General features: G+C 40.9%; 15 protein-coding genes. 13 read left to right on the top strand and 2 right to left on the bottom strand.

Features of this window, described 5'->3' with window-relative positions; genetic code table 11:
• The first annotated feature begins 16 nt into the window (after nucleotides 1-16).
• The 7 genes from AACW45_RS20855 (at nucleotide 17) to AACW45_RS20825 (ending at nucleotide 13,766) form a co-directional block, all read left to right on the top strand.
• Nucleotides 17-4,339: a hybrid sensor histidine kinase/response regulator gene (locus AACW45_RS20855; RefSeq protein ID WP_242045725.1), complete on the top strand. Its 4,323-nt coding sequence runs from the start codon at nucleotides 17-19 to the stop codon at nucleotides 4,337-4,339.
• Nucleotides 4,340-4,897: 558 nt separating this feature from the next.
• On the top strand, nucleotides 4,898-6,967 hold the full coding sequence (locus AACW45_RS20850; RefSeq protein WP_190634419.1) for a prolyl oligopeptidase family serine peptidase: 2,070 nt from the start codon (nucleotides 4,898-4,900) through the stop codon (nucleotides 6,965-6,967).
• Nucleotides 6,968-7,171: 204 nt separating this feature from the next.
• Complete coding sequence (locus AACW45_RS20845) at nucleotides 7,172-9,385, top strand: phosphoketolase (RefSeq protein WP_190634406.1); 2,214 nt, start codon at nucleotides 7,172-7,174, stop codon at nucleotides 9,383-9,385.
• Nucleotides 9,386-9,807: 422 nt separating this feature from the next.
• Nucleotides 9,808-12,042 (top strand): bifunctional serine/threonine protein kinase/MFS transporter, encoded by a 2,235-nt coding sequence (locus tag AACW45_RS20840; protein WP_190634404.1) that lies wholly within the window; start codon nucleotides 9,808-9,810, stop codon nucleotides 12,040-12,042.
• Between the two features lie 52 nt (nucleotides 12,043-12,094).
• Nucleotides 12,095-12,529: a type II toxin-antitoxin system VapC family toxin gene (locus AACW45_RS20835; RefSeq protein WP_313933792.1), complete on the top strand. Its 435-nt coding sequence runs from the start codon at nucleotides 12,095-12,097 to the stop codon at nucleotides 12,527-12,529.
• Between the two features lie 94 nt (nucleotides 12,530-12,623).
• The gene (locus AACW45_RS20830; RefSeq protein ID WP_190634402.1) at nucleotides 12,624-13,016 is read left to right on the top strand and encodes a hypothetical protein; all 393 of its coding nucleotides are present in this window, start codon (nucleotides 12,624-12,626) and stop codon (nucleotides 13,014-13,016) included.
• Nucleotides 13,017-13,172: 156 nt separating this feature from the next.
• The gene (locus AACW45_RS20825; protein ID WP_190634400.1) at nucleotides 13,173-13,766 is read left to right on the top strand and encodes a Uma2 family endonuclease; all 594 of its coding nucleotides are present in this window, start codon (nucleotides 13,173-13,175) and stop codon (nucleotides 13,764-13,766) included.
• 1 nt (nucleotide 13,767) lies between these two features.
• Here AACW45_RS20825 and AACW45_RS20820 read toward each other — a convergent pair whose 3' ends face one another.
• Nucleotides 13,768-13,908 carry a hypothetical protein gene (locus AACW45_RS20820; protein WP_190634399.1) on the bottom strand — a complete coding sequence of 47 codons (141 nt, stop codon included), beginning with the start codon at nucleotides 13,906-13,908 and terminating at the stop codon, nucleotides 13,768-13,770.
• A 200-nt stretch (nucleotides 13,909-14,108) separates the two neighbouring features.
• On the opposite strand from AACW45_RS20820, the gene AACW45_RS20815 reads away from it, so the two are divergent.
• From AACW45_RS20815 to mltA, 4 genes are all read left to right on the top strand, one after another.
• Complete coding sequence (locus AACW45_RS20815) at nucleotides 14,109-14,699, top strand: LemA family protein (protein WP_199331186.1); 591 nt, start codon at nucleotides 14,109-14,111, stop codon at nucleotides 14,697-14,699.
• 6 nt (nucleotides 14,700-14,705) lie between these two features.
• The gene (locus AACW45_RS20810; protein ID WP_190634397.1) at nucleotides 14,706-16,613 is read left to right on the top strand and encodes a M48 family metallopeptidase; all 1,908 of its coding nucleotides are present in this window, start codon (nucleotides 14,706-14,708) and stop codon (nucleotides 16,611-16,613) included.
• 403 nt (nucleotides 16,614-17,016) lie between these two features.
• Nucleotides 17,017-17,271, top strand: a complete 255-nt coding sequence (locus AACW45_RS20805) for a hypothetical protein (protein WP_190634395.1) — start codon at nucleotides 17,017-17,019, stop codon at nucleotides 17,269-17,271.
• 3 nt (nucleotides 17,272-17,274) lie between these two features.
• Nucleotides 17,275-18,528, top strand: a complete 1,254-nt coding sequence (gene mltA / locus AACW45_RS20800; protein WP_190634393.1) for a murein transglycosylase A — start codon at nucleotides 17,275-17,277, stop codon at nucleotides 18,526-18,528.
• A gap of 135 nt (nucleotides 18,529-18,663) precedes the next feature.
• Here mltA and AACW45_RS20795 read toward each other — a convergent pair whose 3' ends face one another.
• The gene (locus AACW45_RS20795) at nucleotides 18,664-19,533 is read right to left on the bottom strand and encodes a DUF5895 domain-containing protein (protein ID WP_190634391.1); all 870 of its coding nucleotides are present in this window, start codon (nucleotides 19,531-19,533) and stop codon (nucleotides 18,664-18,666) included.
• A 354-nt stretch (nucleotides 19,534-19,887) separates the two neighbouring features.
• Between AACW45_RS20795 and AACW45_RS20790 the strand changes: the two genes are divergently transcribed.
• Nucleotides 19,888-20,370: a nucleotide exchange factor GrpE gene (locus tag AACW45_RS20790; RefSeq protein ID WP_190634389.1), complete on the top strand. Its 483-nt coding sequence runs from the start codon at nucleotides 19,888-19,890 to the stop codon at nucleotides 20,368-20,370.
• Nucleotides 20,371-20,404: 34 nt separating this feature from the next.
• Nucleotides 20,405-21,178, top strand: a complete 774-nt coding sequence (locus tag AACW45_RS20785; protein ID WP_190634387.1) for an ABC transporter permease — start codon at nucleotides 20,405-20,407, stop codon at nucleotides 21,176-21,178.
• The last annotated feature ends 18 nt before the right edge of the window (nucleotides 21,179-21,196 follow it).

Genomic DNA, 21,196 nt, shown 5'->3' with positions numbered 1-21,196 from the left:
TGCTGAAACTCCAGGATTGAATTTAAATAATCAGGAATCAGTTGCTGATAGTGAACTAGATTTTGGTGGATTAGATGCATTTGATAACCCAGAATTAACTGTTGGCGAACCTCCAGTATTAAATTTGGATAATCAGGAATCAGCAGTTGATAGCGCATTGGATTTTGGTGGATTAGATGCATTTGATAACCCAGAATTAACTATTGCTGAAACTCCAGCTTTAAATTTAGATAATCAGGAATCAGTCGCTGATAGCGAACTAGATTTTGGTGGATTAGATGCATTCGATACCCCAGAATTAACGGTTGGCGAACCTCCAGTATTAAATTTGGATAATCAGGAATCAGCAGTTGATAGCACACTGGATTTTGGTGGATTAGATGCATTTGATACGCCAGAATTAGCTGTTGGGGAAACGCCAGTATTAAATTTAGATAACCAGGAATCAGTTACTGATAGCGAACTTGATTTTGCTGGATTAGATGTATTTGATACTCCAGCAACAACTGCTGAAACTCCAGGATTGAATTTAGATAATCGGGAATCAGCAGTTGATAGCGCACTTGATTTTGGAGAATTAGATGCATTTGATACGCCAGAATTAACTGTTGGTGAACCTCCGGTATTAAATTTAGATAATCAGGAATCAGTCGCTGATAGCGCACTGGATTTTGGAGAATTAGATGCGTTTTCTACTCCAGAATTAGCTGTTGGTGAACCTCCAGTATTAAATTTAGATAACCAGGAATCAGTCACTGATAGCGAACTTGATTTTGGTGTATTAGATGCATTTGATACTCCAGAATTAGCTGTTGGCGAACCTCCAGTATTAAATTTAGATAATCAGGAATCAGTCGCTGATAGCGAACTGGATTTTGGTGGATTAGATGTATTTGATACGCCAGAATTAGCTGTTGGGGAAACCCCAGTATTAAATTTAGATAATCAGGAATCAGTCGCTGATAGCGAACTGGATTTTAGCAGATTAGATGTATTTGATACGCCAGAATTAACTGTTGGCGAACCTCCAGTATTAAATTTAGATAACCAGGAATCAGTCACTGATAGCGAACTAGATTTTGGTGGATTAGATGCATTTGATACGCCAGAATTAACTGTTGGCGAACCTCCAGTATTAAATTTAGATAACCAGGAATCAGCAGTTGATAGCGCAATGGATTTTGGCGAATTAGATTCGTTCGATACTCCAGCAACAACTGCTGAAACTCCAGTATTAAATTTAGATAATCAGGAATCAGTTGCTGATGGCGCACTAGATTTTGGTGGATTAGATGCATTCGATACCCCAGAATTAACTGTTGGCGAACCTCCAGTATTAAATTTAGATAACCAGGAATCAGCAGTTGATAGCGCAATGGATTTTGGCGGATTAGATGCATTTGATACTCCAGAATTAACTGTTGCTGAACCTCCTGCATTGAATTTAAATAATCAGGAATTAGCAGTTGATAGCGCACTGGATTTTGGCGGATTAGATGTATTTGATACTCCAGCAATAACTGCTGAACCTCCAGTATTGAATTTAGATAATCAAGAATCAGCAGTTGATAGCGCACTGGATTTTGGCGGATTAGATGCATTCGATACTCCAGAATTAACTGTTATCGAACCTCCAGTATTGAATTTAGATAATCAAGAATCAGCAGTTGATAGCGCACTGGATTTTGGCGGATTAGATGCATTCGATACTCCAGAATTAACTGTTGACGAAACTTCAGGATTAAATTTAGAGGCTGAATTAGCAGAACATAATCTAGATGTAAATTATGCCGAAATTTCTGATTTACAACAGTTTCCAGCTAACTTAGAGTTAGAGGAAAGTTTGGAGACGGTTGCTGATAATACAGAACTAAGTTTAATTGATGAATTATCAGAAACCGAAAATACTCTACAAGAATTCGCTGGACTAGAAGATTTATTACAAGAAAATACAGCGACTCCAGAAAATTCGATTGAATTAAATTTAGAGGAACAACCTGAAGCGGAAAAAATAGGTGAACAAGATAATCTTGTTGTTGCTAATAATAATTTAGAAGTGGCATCAGAAGTTGGGGCGGTAGATGAATTTGCAGACTTAGAAACATTATTAAAAGAGGAATTTACATCCCCCATACCTGATGAAGATTTTGCAGCGCTAGAAGCATTATTAGATACACCGAAAGATGACAATAATTTGCTGATACCTGCGCCTGTCTATCCACACAAACAGCAACCAGTTACACCAGCTAATTCTAGTAACTCTGTCAGCGTACCAGAAATAGAAGATGAATTTGGTGATTTAGAGAAGTTGTTAGCGGAAGCCGATCAAACAATATCGCACTCACCATCTATCAAACCAAATGCGAACAAAACACCACGCCCATCTACTCGTCGTCCAGCTAGATTTGAAGAAACGATGAAGGTTCCAGTTAAACAACTGGATGATATGAGTAATTTAGTTGGGGAATTGGTAGTAAATCGTAATACTTTAGAGCAGGATCAAGAACGCTTGCGACAATCATTAGATAATTTGCTGATTCAGGTGCAGCAGCTATCTGATGTTGGGGCGAGGATGCAAGAATTGTATGAGCGATCGCTTTTAGAAGCCTCACTGTTAGCTACCCGGAAAAATAAAGAAACTGATGTATCTGCTGGGGATTCCAATTCTGAGAGGGGTTTTAGCGAACTGGAAATGGATCGGTTTACGCCTTTCCATACTTTGTCTCAAGAAATGATTGAAATGATTGTCAGGGTACGTGAGTCAGCGAGTGACATCGACTTTGTGACGGAAGAAACTGAACGAGTAGCAAGACAATTCCGACAAGTCACTACCCAACTCCAAGAGGGATTAACTAGAGCGCGAATGGTGCCATTTTCCCAAGCTATTGACCGCTTGCGGCGTGGTGTGCGGGATAATGCGATTAAATATGGCAAGCAGGTAGAGTTAGTCATTGAAGGTGGAGACACCTTGATTGACAAGATGATTTTGGATCACCTGACAGATCCATTAACTCACATGTTGAATAATGCGATCGCTCACGGGATTGAAACGCCAGAAGTACGACAAGCTGCTGGTAAAAAACCTGTAGGTGAAATTACTATTCGCGCCTTCCACCAAGGTAACCAAACTGTCATTTCTGTGGGTGATGACGGTGCAGGTATCGATACAGAACGCATTAAAGCTAAGGCGCTGAGGTTGGGTATGCTCACGCCTGAAGAAGCAAAAGCCATAACACGCATAGAAATCTACGATTTACTCTTCCAGTCTGGCTTTAGTATTAAAGACAAAGCCGATGAAATTTCTGGGCGCGGTGTGGGTATGGATGTGGTGCGCTCGGAAATTAGCGAAATTCGCGGTGCAGTTAACACCGATTCTACCTTGGGTAAAGGCACAACCTTTACAATTCGGTTACCACTCACCCTGAGTATTTGTAAAGCGCTGTGCTGCGTTTCTGATAGAGCCAGAATTGCTTTCCCGATGGATGGTGTTGAAGATACCTTAGATATCCCCGTTAAAAACATCCAAGAAACTGCTGATGGACAATCATTTATTGCTTGGCGGGATACAATCTTACCATTCCGTCCCCTCAAGGAAATTTTAGCTTTCAACCGTCAACTTAGTCGCGGTAACGTTTACGGCGGTAATCGTGATGATGACATGGTTTCTGTAGTTGTAGTGCGATCGGGAAATAATATGATTGCCCTACAAATCGATCAAGTACTGAGCGAGCAAGAAATTGTAATTAAGCAATTTGAAGGGCCTGCTCCTAAACCCTTGGGTGTAGCTGGTGCTACAGTCTTAGGTGATGGGCGGATTATGCCGATTGCTGACGTACTGGAAATCATCGATATCTTCCAAGGACGGATGTTGAAACAAACTGGTGGTAGTATTTGGCAACAGAAGACTACCCCACCTGTACCAGAAGTCCAAGTGGTGAAAATTGATCCAACTGTGCTGATTGTTGATGACTCAATTACAGTCAGAGAGTTACTTTCCCTCACCTTTAACAAGGCTGGTTACCGAGTAGAACAAGCCCGCGATGGACAAGAAGCTTGGGATAAACTCCGCTCTGGATTACCTTGTGATATCGTCTTCTGTGATATTGAAATGCCACGCTGTGACGGACTGGAGTTACTTTCTCGCATTCAGAAAGATAGCCACCTCAACCAATTACCAATTGCTATGCTGACTTCACGGGGTGCAGATAAACACAGACAAATGGCAATCCAACTCGGTGCTAGCGGTTACTTTACCAAACCTTACCTCGAAGAAGCTCTATTAGAAGCCGCAGTAAGAATGCTTAAGGGAGAAAAGCTAATTCATGGTACTGGTGCGTAAAAGCTAGGGGTTAGGGGCTAGGGGCTAGGGCGTGTTTTCAAACCCCAAACGCCTTCAGGCTGAAGCCTGAGGCTAGACAAACAAAGCCCACCTGCGTGGGCTAAAAACCTTAATTTTTCGTAGTCCGCGCAGGCGGTGAGTCCAGCGCTGCGGGAGGGTTTCCCTCCGCAGGCGACTGGCGAACCCGAAGGGACTTGGTAGAGGTAGCCGCACCCTTGTAGGGTGACGGCGACTTTGAAAACACGCACTAGGAGCTAGGAAAGGGGGATTAATCAGAAATGCCCAATGCCCTATGCCCTATGCCCCATGCCCATTACACAAACCACAATGAATAATTTCATGGTCAAAGTTTCATGGACTCGACTGTTAGCTATATTTTTGGCAACAGTCATCATCTGCCGTTGGGTGCTGCCTGCGGGTGTTGCTAATGCTACAATTTCCAAACAGTTACCTTCACAGGTAGTAGTTGAGAAATTCACAAATGCGGAAAATATAAATAGCTTAAATAGCAGCCAGTTCCGCAAACACTACGCCCAGCAAAGAGTCCCATCAAAAACTATGCTGACTTACCCCCCCAGCCACAAGAGCGATCGCGTCGATAACTACCACGGTACTATAGTGGCAGATCCTTACCGTTGGTTAGAAAATCCTGATTCGCCAGAAACAAAAGCTTGGATTGAGGCGCAAAATCAACTTACTTTTGCTTACCTCAATCAAATTCCGGCTCAGGAAAAAATCAGACAGCGCCTGACTAAGTTGTGGAATTATGAAAGATATAGTATTCCTTTTAAAGAAGGGGAATCTTTGGGTAATAACTCCCAGGAACGCTATTTTTATTTCAAAAATGATGGGCTACAAAATCAAAGCGTTCTCTATACTTTAAAAACTCTGGATGACCAACCTAAAGTTTTACTTGACCCCAATAAATTATCAGAAGATGGTACAGTTGCTCTTTCTGGGTTATCTATTAGTAATAATAGTCAATTTTTAGCTTACAGTTTATCTACTGGTGGTTCTGATTGGCAAGAGTGGAAAGTCCGGGATATTGAAACAGGTGAAGATTTACCAGACCAATTAAAATGGATTAAATTTTCTAGTGCTTCCTGGACAAACGATCATCAAGGCTTTTTCTACAGTCGCTATGATGAACCAAATGAAAAAAGCCAATTAGAAGATGTTAATTATTATCAAAAACTTTATTATCATCGGTTAGGGACGCCACAATCGGCAGATATACTAATTTATCAGCGTCCTGACCAGAAAGAATGGGGTTTCAATGGTTATGTTACGGAAGATGGCAAATATTTAATTATCTCAGTTTGGTTGGGAACTGATTCTAAAAACTTAGTTTTTTATAAAGACTTAACTAATCCTGATGCTGAAGTTGTTGAACTAATTAATCAATTTGAAGCTGATTATAGTTTTATTGATCGTGACGATCATATATTCTATTTCCGCACAGATTTAAAAGCACCGCGTGGTAGATTAATTGCTATTGATATCAACAAACCAGCACCAGAATATTGGCAGGAAATTATCCCCCAAGCAACAGAAACTTTAGAAGATGTGAGCATACTTAATAATCAGTTTGTTGCTGATTATTTAAAAGACGCTCATAGCCAAATTAAAATTTTTGATATCAAAGGTAAATTTGTCCGTGAAGTAGAATTGCCGGGACTGGGTTCAGTCAATGGCTTTGATGGTAAGCGCTATGATACGGAAACTTTTTATAGTTTTACGAGCTTCACGACACCAGGTACTATATATCGCTATGATATGGTAACGGGAAAAAGTGAAGTTTTTCGCCAACCACAGGTAGATTTTAAGCCGGAAGATTACGAGACAAAACAAGTCTTTTACCAAAGTAAAGATGGCACAAAAGTGCCCATGTTTATTACTCACAAAAAAGGTATTAAATTAGATGGGAATAACCCTACCTATCTTTATGCTTATGGTGGTTTTAATGCTTCAATGACACCGAGTTTTTCTGTGAGTCTTTTGGTGTGGATGGAGATGGGTGGTGTTTATGCGATGCCAAATATTCGCGGTGGTGGCGAGTATGGTGAAGAATGGCATCAAGCAGGAATGAAGTTGAAAAAGCAAAATGTGTTTGATGATTTTATTGCGGCAGCTGAATGGTTAATTGCTAATAAATATACTAAATCGGCAAAATTAGCGATCGCAGGTGGTAGTAACGGTGGTTTATTGGTGGGTGCTTGTATGACTCAGCGCCCTGATTTGTTTGGCGCAGCTTTACCAGCAGTCGGCGTGATGGATATGTTGCGCTTCCACAAATTTACCATTGGTTGGGCTTGGACTTCCGAATATGGTTCGCCCGATAACCCAGAGGAATTTAAAGCTTTATATGCTTATTCACCGTTACACAACATTAAACCAGGTACAGCTTACCCCGCAACCTTGATTACTACAGCCGATCATGACGATCGCGTTGTACCTGCTCATAGTTTCAAATTTGCGGCGGCTTTGCAAGCAGCTCAGGCTGGTGATGCGCCAGTACTCATTAGAATTGAGACGAAAGCCGGACATGGCGCAGGGAAACCGACAACAAAGACAATTGAGGAACTAACCGATAAATGGGCGTTTTTGGTGCGAGTTTTAGGGATCTAATTGTACAGACGCGATTAATCGCGTCTCCAATGACTAATAACAGCCCTTGCCAAGGATATTTCCTGACGCCAAACTGCTGAATATTGAACCTGCTTATGTTGAAGTTGCAAAATTGCAATAAACTGTTACAGCTTGAAGTTGTAAAATTTTTGTTAATTTGGACGAGCATCCACAGTTTCTCCTCATCCTTTTAAGGTATTCAGCATGACAGCAACCACGCCTAAGGCATCTTCTTCGCTTCCGAATTTTTGTGAAGGTATTCAATATTTTGGGGAAACCTTACCGGGTTTTGAAACTTATGGTGCCACCCCAGCGATAGAATCGGGCAAAGTAGCGATCGCAGATCCTACCGATGCAGCAGCCGTCTATCAAACTATACTTGCTGCCGATGCTTTGCGTTACCTGACACTACAAGTCACAGGTAGTAAAGCTTCTGGACACCCTGGTGGATTTGCTAGCCAAGCGGAAGCTTATGCGGCTCTGGTCATGTTAGGGTACAAAAACATTATTACGGAAGTCGGTCACCACGCTCCCGGATTTTATAGTGCCATGTTCCTCGATCGCTCTTTAGAGGATATGGGGATTTTTACAGTCCAAGAATTGCGCGATCGCTTCCGGGAAAAGCACGGACTTTTAGGTCATCTTTCCGGTTATATCCCTGGTATTCTCGCACCTGCGGGGCCTTTAGGACAAGGGCAACACTTCGCTATGTCCGCCGCACTGCTGCATAAAGACAAGCTTTTCCCCTTCACCGTTGGCGATGGTGGACTAGGCGAACCATATATCATGAGTTCAATGGCGCACTTCCACACCGCTTATCCCCAAACAACCAACTTCTTACCCGTGCTGGTATGGAACGGTTACAGCCAAGAACATCACAGTATGGTTTCCCTGAAAACCAACGCAGAAATGACAGCATATTGGCAAGGTAACGGTTTTGAGGAAGTAGTTCTAGTTGATGCTAAGGAATTTGACGACCAAAACCAAGCTGGCGATTATGTTGATAGTACCGCCTTTTCTTTAGAGCAGCGTCTAGCCTTCACCAAAGCCGTACTTTTGGGAGTCGATAAAGCCGCCCGTTCCGCTTTAGGTGGTAAACTTACCGTTTTTATCATTAAACAACTCAAAGGTGCCGGAGTTCACGCCAGAGGCGCAAAATCCCATAACCTTTATCCCAAAGATACGTTAGATGCTCCCCATATTGTCAGTGCCTTAAAAGAACGTGCGTTACCTGCTTCAGCTTGGGAATTAGTCAGAACCAACGCCGAACGCGCTGGTGGTGGCCCGGCTGCGAAAACAGTTGTCACAGAATTTGAATTACCATTACCAGATTTAGGTGAATTACCTTTAGAAGAATATGCAGTTAGTGGCGAACCGAAAGTTTCCACAACAGCGATGGGAAGATTAGTAGGAATTGTCGGCAAAAAAGATCCCAATTTCTTAGTAACTAATGCTGATGGAAACGAAGCATCAGGAATTGCCAATATTAACCAAGCATTGAAGATTATTCACCCCACAACCGACGATTTATATAATCAAGCACCAAACGGACAAGTTTACGAACCATTGAGTGAAGATGCTTGTGCAGGTTTAGCTGCTGGATTGTCATTAATGGGTGCAAGAACATTGTGGTGTTCTTACGAATCTTTTGCCATCAACGGATTACCAATTTGGCAAACTGTTACTCAAGCAATGGCAGAATTACGCCGCCAAACTCCCTCAACAATTACATTATTTACTGCCGGTGCATTAGAGCAAGGACGCAACGGTTGGACACACCAACGTCCAGAAATTGAAGCTTATTTTGCATCAATGATGCGCAGTGGTAATGTGTTTCCATTATTCCCACCCGATGCTAACAGTATTCAAGTTTGTTATGACTGGGCATTGCAAACAAAAAATAAGGGAATTGTCATTACTGCAAGTAAATCACCCTTACCAATTCGCACCACATTAGAACAAACTCATCAAGGTTTACGCGATGGTGCAGTACTATTGCATGAAGTTCCTGGAGATAAAAAAGTTGTCTTTGCTGTTATTGGTGATATGACATTAATGCCAGTATTTGAAGCAGCAGCTTTTCTAGAAACTGAAGGTATTGGTGCGAAGATTGTTTCTGTAATTAATCCTCGCCGTTTGTATCGTTCTCATGATACCGCTTGGGATACTTGTTCTGAAGCAGATGGTGGTTTCTTAGATGATGCCAAATTTGCCGAATTATTTGATGGTGATGCGTTAATTGCTGTTACTGGTGGCGCGCCGGCGATGTTAGAACCAGTGCTTTTAAGGAGTAATTCTAGACGCGATACTTTTGCATGGAAGCGTGGGGAAACTACAGCTAGTGCGGGTGAGTTGATGGCGTTTAATGGATTAACTGCGGAAGCGTTGACTAAAAGAGCGATCGCGTTAGTGCATTAAGCTGTTCTATATTAAAGTTATATAGCTGGGATGGGCTGTCCAGCCCACCCCACAACAGTTTTATCTCATCAATACAAGTGGAAGCATCGCCCTCACAACACCATCATTCCACCTCAGAACAGGAACGTTCTCGTTTGCAACAGCAACATTTTCACTGGAAATAGGAACGTTCTCGTTTGCAACAGGAAACTTGGAGTTCAGAACACGGAACTTGGAGATAAAAGCTGAATTAGTAAGGTTAGAAATTTGAATTTTACTGTTCTGATTTCAGAGAACCGTGCAAATCTGCTAAATTGTTACCCACAGTCACAGTATAAGGATGATTTATTCCTAACCTGCGCTCAAAAATATCGAAATTTTTAATATACAAGAGTTCGGCTACACTGATAGACTAACAGATAAAATTTTTCCTTGTAGAAGCCATGAGCCTCTGTGTAAACCCTCAATGCTCAAAACCGCAAAATAATGATAATGAGCTATTTTGTTTGACTTGTGGCTCAGAACTGCTATTGAAAGGACGTTATCGGGTAATGCGTCAGTTAGGCGGTGGTGGCTTTGGCTTGACTTTTGAAGTCAATGAGGTGCGTAGTAATACCGCCAAAGTTCTCAAAGTCCTAATTAACAATCAGCAAAAAGCAGTTGAATTATTTCAGCAAGAAGCAGAAGTTTTAAGTCAACTGGATAATCCTGGTATTCCCCACGTTGAGCGTGATGGGTACTTTGTCTATTTTCCCAGAAACAGCCAAACCCCAGTTCATTGTCTGGTGATGGAAAAAATTGTTGGGATAGACTTAGAAAAGTACATGGCAAATTGTGGTTTACGTCCCATTGATCAAGATTTGGCTCTGCAATGGCTGAAGGAATTAGTCACAATTCTAGATGACGTACACAGTCAAAACTTCTTCCATCGGGATATCAAGCCACCTAATATTATGCTGAGAGCGACTGGTGAATTAACACTGATTGACTTTGGGACAGCACGACAAGTTACAGCAACCATTGTCAATCAGCAAGGTGGTGTCACAATGATATCTTCAGCAGGTTACACACCAGTCGAACAGATGAATAGTCAAGCTGTACCCCAATCTGATTTTTTTGCTCTGGGGCGCACATTTGTATTTTTATTGACAGGGAAATATCCGTTAGATGCAGAGATTTATGATGCTCACAATGATGAGCTAGTTTGGCGTAATCATGCAACCCATATATCGCCACTGTTGGCAGATTTGTTAGATGAGATGATGGCGCATAAACCTAAGCAACGTCCAGCTAATACTCAAATGATTTTGCAAAGGTTGGCGGAGATTGAACAGATTTTGCATCCGCCCAAGGTTAGGAGAACAAATCCACCCGGAGTTGCACCAACTCAACAAGTAAATACACCCCAGCCAGAAGTAAAAACTCCAGCACCAACTCAGCCAGAAGCAAAAACTCCAGCACCAACCCAATCTCAACTCGTTGGATGGGGCTTGTGGTTGCAATGGGTATTAGCAAGTACTGTGGCATTGGTTGTAGGGTTGAGTATGTTTGATGTGTATAAAAATTCTGGTAATTTTTTGACTGGTTTCACGTTTATTTGTTTATCACTCTTGTTTGGCGGTGTGCAATGGTTAATACTGAGGCGGCTATTTTCCTGCAAGTGGTGGGTATTGGTAACAGCTTTAGGTATTATCTTGGGGATTTTTGGTTATTTTGTGGTGAATAATGCATTGTCTCTATGGAATCCTTTTGGATTCACTGTTGGCGGAGGTACTGTGTTTGGTGCTTCACTCGGTATAATGCAATGGTTAGTGCTGAGACAGAGAGTTTCCCGTGCTGGCTGGTGGATTGCGGCAAATACAGTGGGTGGTGCGGTTGTATATTGTAACTACTATCATTACTACAACCGGAATCTATATATTCTTGATTTGATTTTCGCATTCGCAGTTTTTGCCATGATTACTGGGGGTGTGCTGGTTTGGCTGATGAGAGAATCTGCAGTGAATACATCGCAGCCACAGGTGATGATTCCGCCACCAAGTCAACCTGAACTCGTTGGATGGGGCTTTTGGCGACAATGGGTGTTGTTAAATTCTCTAGGGGGGTCTTTGGGATTTACTATAGGTATTCCCATCGCAGCACTCATCTTATATGTAACTACTGGTTATTCAGATGGCGAATATTATTCTCAAAGGGATTTTGTCCAGTTGGGTGTGTTGATTACTTTAGAGTCAGCTTTATTAGGCATTACACAATGGCGATTATTACGGCGTTGGCATTTCTCTCAGGATGCTAGGTGGCTTTTGCTAACTGCTGTAGGAGTGTTTTTTGGGACTCCTCTAGGATTTGCATTTGGATATGGTTTTTACTCTTCTGGACAGGAGTTTGTCTCACCCTTTGCAGGTCTTTTGATGGGTGGAGCTTTTTTAGGTATGCTGCAATGGTTCGTATTGCGGCGTTCATTTTCTCAGACTGGTTGGTGGGTACTAGCCAACGCTCTGGGTATTACTCTTGGAGGTATTGTAAGTGTTTTTGTTGCTGTGGCTCTAAGAACAGATCCAAACGACCATGTAAGCTTAAGTCTTTTTGTAACTACTGCTTTGGGTTTCGCTGTTTTCGGTATGATTACAGGAGGTGCGCTCATTTGGCTGATGAGACAGCCTGCTGCAAAAGCGTAAATTTTTGAAATAGTAATTAAGGCGTAGGTTGGGTTGAGGAACGAAACCCAACATCTCAAAACCTTGTGAATGTTGGTGTCAATGTTGGGTTTCACTTCTTTCAACCCAACCTTGTATTTATTGGATAAAAGATATTAATTCAGTCAGAACTAAGGTTAGCGAAATAGGATGGGAGCAAATTTCTATTTGCAGTATCACCGTTGCTGAGTTGTATTTTGGTGCTTATAATTCTCAACGAGTGGTGGAAAATTTAGCTCGTGTAGAAGAATTTATTCAAAATTTACCCGTTGTACCTTTAAATACTCCTACTCTCAAGAAGTTTGGGGAATTAAAAGCAGAACTCCGCAGATTAGGACAACCAATTACTGAGTTTGATTTATTAATTGCTAGTGTTGCATTAACAGGAAATTATATTTTAGTAACTAATAATACTCGTCATTATAGCCGCATTACCGGATTACAACTTGAAAACTGGACTTTACCCTAACAACATAGAAATGTAGTTGCGACTTCATTTGTTCAGCCTTAAATTCTACTAAAATTTAAGCTGAAATGGTATGAACAAAAATCTTTAACAACTCATGTCGGATAAGAAACTAGAAACTTTAATTAACAAGGCTGTAAAAAAGGCACTTAAAAAAGAAATAGGTAAGCTCACAAAGGAAAATCTACCGATTGTTGCTAATCAAACTAATCCGCCATTAGAGAATTTTGTAGAAACTTTTGATACATGGGAAGAGAAAAGTTCTACAGAAGAAATTATTGATAATATATATCCTGCTCGTTATGTTAGTTTGCCTGCTAAGGAAGATGCAGAACTTGAGCGGAAGTTGCGAGAATTAAAGTTTAAACAAGAACTAAGAAAAGATTGGATATTATTTCTGTTAAAAGATGTAATAGTATATTCTGCTACTGTGATTTTTATATTTACTGCGGCTGGTTTTTATTTAGTCACTTTAATTCAGAGATATTAAATTGCGTATTATATCCTGTACTCTGAGTTATACTTAGGGTAAGTAATCAATCATGAAATATCATTTTCGTAGGGAATGAAAATATCAAGGTTGCCATTTAGGATTATCTTCTTGTTGCAGTAGGGTATGGCTATCTATAGATAAAACCAATAAACTATGACTCCCCAAATTCTAGATAAATTGACTACGCTCCGAGAACAGCGCTTTCTGTTACCTGGCTATTACAGTTGGGAGGAATTTGAGAAGATTGAAGCGTTAACAGCAAATGCGCCAGGTTTACGGATAAATTATCTTGATGGATCTATAGAATTCAGAAATCATAGTGAAAAACATGAGATTATTAAAAGTATTTTAGCTATATTACTAGAATTTTACTTTTTTGAAATAAATATAAATTTTATACCTGTAGGTAGTGCTACCCGTCGAGCAAAGGAAAAGAGTGCTTCTTTTGAACCTGATGAATCTTATTGTATAGGTGAGAAAAAAGAGCATCCTGATTTAGCTATTGAAGTTAATATTACTAGTGGCAGTCTCGATAAACTAGAAAAATATAAGAGATTTAAAATTACTGAAGTCTGGTTTTGGGAAAATAATCAGTTATTTTTGTATGGACTAAATAATGATAACTATGAACAAATTACTCAAAGTAATTTATTACCAGAATTAGATATCAATTTATTAGTACGTTGTGTTTTAATGCCTTCAATTATTGAGGCTAGAACAGAGTTTATTAAAGGAATTCGGCAGTAATTTAGCTATCTTCAAATCTCTGTGTTCTCTGCGCCTCTGTGGTTAGATGAATTATAAACTGCTCCAGAGGCGAGAGGCGCAGAATTATGCGATCGCCTACAGCAACATCAAAAGCGATCGCACTCCAGCCAGTCTTATACACAACATCAATATCAGTAAATATTCGTAACTAATTTTACAGGCGACGAAGCAAACTTGCGGAAAGTAGACTCTTTGATATATCCACAAAAAGTTGACTGGATATGACGGCTACTTTGATGGGTAACTCTGCAAACAACTATTTTTGCTTGCTTGTCAGGGTGTTGGATTTCTTCATTCGCAAGTTTTTTGGAACTTAAAAATATGATGGGGTTTTTAATATTTTTGGTTGTTGTAGTTGCCATTGTGGTTGTAATTATCATCAGTAGCTACAACGATTTAGTCAAGTTTCGCAATCGCTATAAGAATGCTTACGCCCAAATTGATGTGCAATTACAACGGCGCTATGACTTAATTCCCAATTTGGTGGAAACTGCTAAAGGTTACATGAAATATGAGCGCGAAACCCTTGAAGCCGTAATTGCAGCGCGGAATTCTGCGCTTAATGCTAGCAGTCGGGCAATGCAAAATCCAGGCGAGCCGCAAGCGATGCAGCAGTTAGGTAATGCTGAGGCGGCTTTAAGTGGTGCTTTAAGTCGCTTAATGGTACTTTCGGAAGCTTACCCAGAACTCAAAGCCGATCGCGCTATGACTCAGGTTATGGAAGAATTATCTTCGACGGAAAACCGCATTGCTTTTGCGCGTCAGGCTTTTAATGACGCTGTGACACTCTACAACACTAAAAGCGAATCTTTCCCCAGCAATTTAATAGCCAGCAGTTTTAACTTTACTAATGCTGAATTACTCCAAGAAGCGACACCAGAAATGAAAACTGCTCCCCGCGTGTCTTTTTAGGTGTCTATGAATTTCTTTGAACATCAGGATATAGCACGCCAAAACACGCAGAAGTTAATCGGGTTATTTGCTTTATCGATCGCAGTCATGATTGTAGCAATTTATATTGCTATGTTATTTGTGTTGCGCATGGCTCCCAGGATTTGGTGGCATTCTGGCTTATTTTTCTGGGTAGCGACGATTACCATAATTGCGATCGCTCTTGCTAGCACTTATAAAATCTTCTGTCTCCGTGAGGGAGGTAGCATGATTGCGCAGCAGTTGGGGGGAAGACTGCTGATACCAGAAATGGCGGACGAGCAAGGGCGACAATTATTAAATATTGTCGAGGAAATGGCGATCGCATCTGGTATTTCTGTCCCCACAGTATATCTGTTGGAATCAGAATCCGGTATTAACGCCTTTGCTGCCGGGTTTACACCTAACGATGCGGTAATTGGCGTTACCCGTGGCAGTTTGCAACACCTGAACCGAGATGAATTACAAGGAGTCATCGGCCATGAATTCAGCCACATTCTTAACGGAGATATGCGGCTGAATTTGCGCTTAATGGGGCTTTTACACGGGATTTTATTTATTTACTTAGCTGGGGAATTTTTGTGGCGCTGGCGTGTGCGCGGTTCTAGCGAAGAAAAAGGTTTACCCCTGTGGGCGTTTGGTTTAGCATTAATGGCTATTGGCAGTATTGGGTTATTGTGCGGGCGCTTAATTAAAGCTGCTGTCTCCCGTCAGCGAGAATTTTTGGCTGATGCTTCAGCAGTCCAATTTACTCGCAACCCTGTAGGAATTACGGGAGTTTTTGTAAAACTTCAACAGATGGATTCGCGTTTAATTGCTCCCGGAGCCGAAGCCGCCAGCCACATGTTTTTTGGCAATGCCCTCAAGCTGGAATTTTGGGAAGATATGTTTGCTACCCATCCACCCTTAACAGAACGCATCCGCCGAATTGGGAGTTTAAACCCCCAAGATTTAGCCAAAATGCGATCGCCAATGCGTCATCAAAGTCATGGGGATGGGCTAGCAATGGGCTTTGCTGGTGGTGGAAATCATACAGCCATTACACCAGAACAAATAGTTAACCAAGTGGGAAGCGTTGCGCCTGAGCATTTCGCCCACGCACAAGCCTTATTAGCCCAGTTACCAGAAAGCTTACGTATGGGGGTAAAGGAACAGCAAAGCGCAACTGCGATCGCTTTTGCATTAGCTTTAGAACCAGACAACCCCGAAATTCAAGAACGACAAATAACTTGGTTAAAACAAGTCCAACCGCCTGAATTAATCGAGAAAACCCTGGAATTTAGCAGCGAAATCAGCCAATTAGATCCCAGTTTGCGTTTACCTCTGGTCGATTTGATGATACCCACATTCCGGCAAACTTCCGCCAAAGAATGCCAAAGATTGTGTAAATGCGTCCAAGGAATCATTATTGCGAGGGGAAGCTTATCATTATGGAATTTTGTGTTGCAATTAGTCCTGTGGCATCGACTCGAACCTTGTATAAATCCCACAGCACACACAACAGTAGAATTCACATCTATAGACCAAATTTGGTCAGATAGCATACTAGTACTGTCAGCATTAGCCAGAGTCGGACAAACTCAACCCGATGAAATCGCCTATGCTTTCCGTTCTGGGGTTTTTCGCCTTCCCGGAGCCGGACAGCAACAAATACCAGATACACCAGTTAATGGTAGCTTTACTGATATCAAAAAAAGTATCGATCGCCTGCGCCTTGCAACTCCCAAACTCAAGCAAGCCCTCGTCGATGCCTGCGCCCACACCGTTTTACTAGATAATAAAGTGACACCATCAGAAGCAGATTTGCTCAGAGCGATCGCCATGACATTAGACTGTCCCATACCGCCATTTTTAAATTCTCAGCGCGGCTTTAAGGGGGTAGGGGCTAGGGGATGAGGCAAGGGGGACAAGGAATTTTAGATTTTAGATTTGCGATTTTGGATTCCAATCTAAAATCTAAAATCCAAAATCCAAAATTGTTTCCAATGCCCAATTCCCCATGCCCAATGCCCAATTTCTGGGAACCGTATCGGGGTAAGCCACCGTCATAGCCGAAAGTAAACTAATCCGCATCTAAATTGCATAACTACTAATCAGGGCTGTTAACAGTCAACGGTCAACGGTCAACAGTCAACAACCCTCACAATGGATTGTGCAACTTAAAAGCAGAAGTAGAGAGTGTTGAGCGATGAACTCAAAACTCTCCAGAATATCTGTAATGCTACCGTATAGTTCCCCTTCTCATTCTGGGATATGGTGGTTAACAATGGGTTGAATGTGTTTTAAATAATTCAACTTTATGCCGAGAACTCCGAATGAATACTCAGTACACCTCCTACTAGAAAGTGGTCACCGCGAAGAAGTACGTTTTCCGACTATTCAAGAGTTTCAGAAGTGGTATAGTGGCGAATTAGTGCCAAAATCTACTTCTAATGACTTTATTAGCGTGCCGATCAAGAATATTCAAGGGGAGTATATGGTAGTACGCCCAGCTCGGATTATTGCAATCCGAGTAGAACCAATTTTTAGCTCTAGTGTTGAAAGATTCAGCTAAATGATGAAAAAAACCCTTGCCTTGTGTTCCTTAAGTCTAGGACTTGCCTTTGTCAATGCAATTTGGTCAGCTGTAGCTCAGGTTCCTAATTTACCGCCGCCAGTACAACCAACGCCGGTGGTACCTATCCCCGTACCACCCGTACCTGAGGTACAGCCAGCACTTAAACCTGTGGACTTAGGGAGCGGTTGTACCCCAAAGTCTGCTTGTTTGGGTTGGGATGAGCAAATTTGGGGTAGTAGGGGTAAACGCGGCGATCGCCAAGCGCTGTTAAAAGCGATTGATAACAGTCTCAGTTATTTAGAAAGGGATAGGGCGATCGCTATTTATCAACAATATCCAATTCCAGAAATTACATTGGATCGGGTACGTCGCAGCTTATTACGCTTTCGTCAGTTAGTTGTGCAATCTAAGTCGCCGGCACAATTGCAAGCTGCTGTCAAGCGCGAGTTTACTTTTTACCAATCTGTAGGTAATGATGGCAAGGGTACTGTTAAATTTACTGCTTATTATGAGCCTGTTTATACAGCCAGTCGTGTAAGGACTGCTCAATATAAATATCCCCTATATCGCTTACCACCAGATTTCGATAAATGGACTAAACCACATCCAAAACGCATTGAATTAGAAGGAAAAGATGGTTTATTGGGTGATAAAAGCCAGTTACGAGGTTTAGAAATGTTATGGTTTCGCGATCGCCTCGATGCATACATGGTTCACATCCAAGGTTCTGCCCAAATTCAGTTAACTGATGGTAAAAAAACCTCTATTGGTTACGCAGGTGGAACAGATTACCCTTGGACAAGTATCGGTAGAGAACTGGCGAAAGATGGTAAATTACCACTAGATGGATTAACGCTACCAAAATTAGTCAGTTTCTTTAAGCAATCTCCCCAGGAGTTAAGTAATTATTTACCACGCTGGGAACGGTTTATTTTCTTTAAGGAAACTAGCGGTACGCCAGCTACGGGTAGTATTAATGTACCTGTAACACCAGAACGTTCCATTGCTACAGATAAATCTCTCATGCCGCCTGGTGCTTTAGCCTTAGTACATACCTCTCTTCCCTATCCTAATCAGGCGGGTAAGCTAGAGTACCGCCGAGTCAGCCGCTTTGTGTTAGATCAAGACACAGGTAGCGCCATCAAAGGGCCGGGTAGGGTAGATTATTTTATGGGCACCGGTAAACTAGCAGGCGATCGCGCTGGCGTTACAGGCGGCAACGGTTCATTATATTATTTATTACTCAAAGAATAGGGCATTGGGCATTGGGCATGGGGCATTGAAACAATTTTGGATTTTGGATTTTAGATTTTAGATTGGAATCCAAAATCGCAAATCTAAAATCTAAAATTCCTTGTCCCCCTTGTCCTCCTTGTCTTCCTTGTCCCTCTAATAGGGCGGATAACCAAAATCATCCTCATCAGCGTAAATATAGGAACTAGAAACCCCTGCCATTTCGATTTTAGGTGTTTCTATTTTCACGGCTTCCTTACCAAATTCTTTGTAATCTTCAAAAGTCTTACAAATTATCGTAGATTCAGGCGAATCAGAAGCTATGAGATATTGCGTTAATGTGGATACTGTTGGATGTTTAAAATCTACAGTAGAAGCTACTAATACAGTATTAGGTTCAATACCCCTTTCTTCACATTCAATTATTGGTGAAAAAATCCCGTGAGCATGGAATAACTGTCCTTTTGGAGTCACAGGTTGCTTTCTGTATCCTGCATAAGCTCGTTCTAATTCAGACACGAAACCGCTTACAATCTTACCTTGCTGATATTCGCAATAGGTTTTACTAAAACTTGCCCCGGCTGCACCATTTAAAGTTAATTGTAATGGCGTATGATGCAGGAATTTTTTATCTTCTCCAACTATAAAAATTAAATAGCGAGTAAAGGTTTTAAACTTAAGTTTATCGGCTAAAAAAGCATCGTAATTATCTTTAAGCGTACCCAATTTTAACCCAGTTTCTCTATCTTTAACCGATAACGGGCCGCGCCTGACTATTACTAAATTGGGAGTAGGAGTAATATATATAGTTTCTACTCCAGAGCTAAATTCATGCTCTACCTGTTGCCAATTATCATCTGGTTGAAAGCCTACAGCCTGCGCATTATCAAGTTTAATTGCCAAACCGTAAGATTGGATACCATCTGTGCCATACCGAGGATTAATCATCTGACACCAGGGGATGACTTGAGAAGGCGGTGCATTAAATTTTTCGTCTTCAAAGTCGAACTTAGCAGATGCTTTCATCGTTTTGGGCTATCAAAGTGGTTTGCTAAACAAGTGTATCAGTAGTCAACAGTCAGTGGTCAAGAGAGACGAGATTAATCGCGTCTTTCTTGCTCGCGATCTTCTTCAATAGTAATACTTTTGTATCATTATTCGGGAATCTTGGATAGATCTAAATCTAATTTTTACAATGGTTAAGCTTGCAGCGTTGTGTTCTCCTCTAGCTGACTAAGACAGATTTCCCGGAAATGGCGGAAATAATTTAAAATTTTTACAGAAATTCAGTGCATTTACAGACGCGATCGCTCATATCTGAAGCAGAGACCAAATTAATCGCGAATTTAAATTAATCTTAATAAAATTATAACCAAAAACATGATTAAAAAAAAAGAAAGATTGAGATTAAGTGAGGGTGAAAGAAAGCATATTTTACAAGAAATTAGCTCGCTTTTAAAAATACAGTTTAACTTAAAACAAACTATCCAAGAGCAACAACAGCAATTTAATGCAGAAGTTGAAGAATTATTTTTAGAATTAATCGATTTTTTTGATGCGTTAGAATATTTACAAAATTACATGTGCGATAATCTAGCGTATTTAGAGCCAGATGACGATTATTTACTTAAAACAATTGCTGATATTGAAAATCGGCTGCTGCAAATACTAGAAAAGCAAGAAATTCAAATCATAGATTTTCAAGATAATTATCCAGATTTTCGCTATTGTAAAGTTGTTGATATTGAAGTTCGTAATGATTTAGAAAATCAGACAATTACAAGAATTGTTCGCCGGGGGTTTCGTCTAGGTGATAAAATTTTACGCCCTGTGGAGGTAGTTGTCTCCAAAAGAGAAGAATAATGATATTAAATATATTATGTATATAAATATATTTATGAAATATTGCCGGGAAATTATCGCTGTAACTCAGCGTATTTTAATTGAATTATTGCGCCGCAGACGCAGCTTAATTTTTTGGATTATTTTTCCGATTTCGGTGTTAATGCTCAGTGGATTGATTTTAGCAGAACGGGCAGAATTGCCGATAAATACGGCTTTTGAATATGCTGCACCCTCAACTTTGGTAGGGGCAGCAATGTTTTTTAGCTGTTTAGGTGGAACTGTTGCTACGGTAGTTGCAGAAAGAGAACAGCGAACCCTTAAACGCTTATTTCTCTCTCCCTTAAGCGGTATTTCTTATTTTTTAGGAATTTTTCTCGCCCATAGTTGCATTGGGTTAGGACAAGCAGTTTTAATTTATACTATTGCTGCTTTTTGGGGTGCGACTTTTAAGGGATCTATTTTATTAGGATTAATCGTGATTTTCATGACGATTATTGCTTATGTTGGCTTAGGTTTTATTTTAGGTACACAATTAGCAAGGCGGATTGAAGATGTTAATTCACTCATCGCAGCTTTTGGCGTACCTTTGTTAATTCTTGGCGGAGCATTTTTACCTGCTGCGCTTTTTCCGCCAACTTTAATTAATATTGCTAAATATAATCCTATATATCACATGAATGAAGCTATGGTAGCAATTTCTGCTAAGGGCGAAACAATTAGGGATATTAGCTCACACTTTTGGTTTTTACTAATTTTCGCCTTGCTCATGCTCTTCTGTGGATGGCTATCTTATCACCGCATGTTAATTGTAGAAAGGCGATTATAAAAATATATTTTAGAGGAT

This window comes from Calothrix sp. FACHB-168, assembly GCF_963889195.1.
Lineage (GTDB): Bacteria > Cyanobacteriota > Cyanobacteriia > Cyanobacteriales > Nostocaceae > Aulosira > Aulosira anomala_A.
Note: the sequence above shows the minus strand (reverse complement) of the source record. Positions and strands in the feature narration are given on the sequence as shown.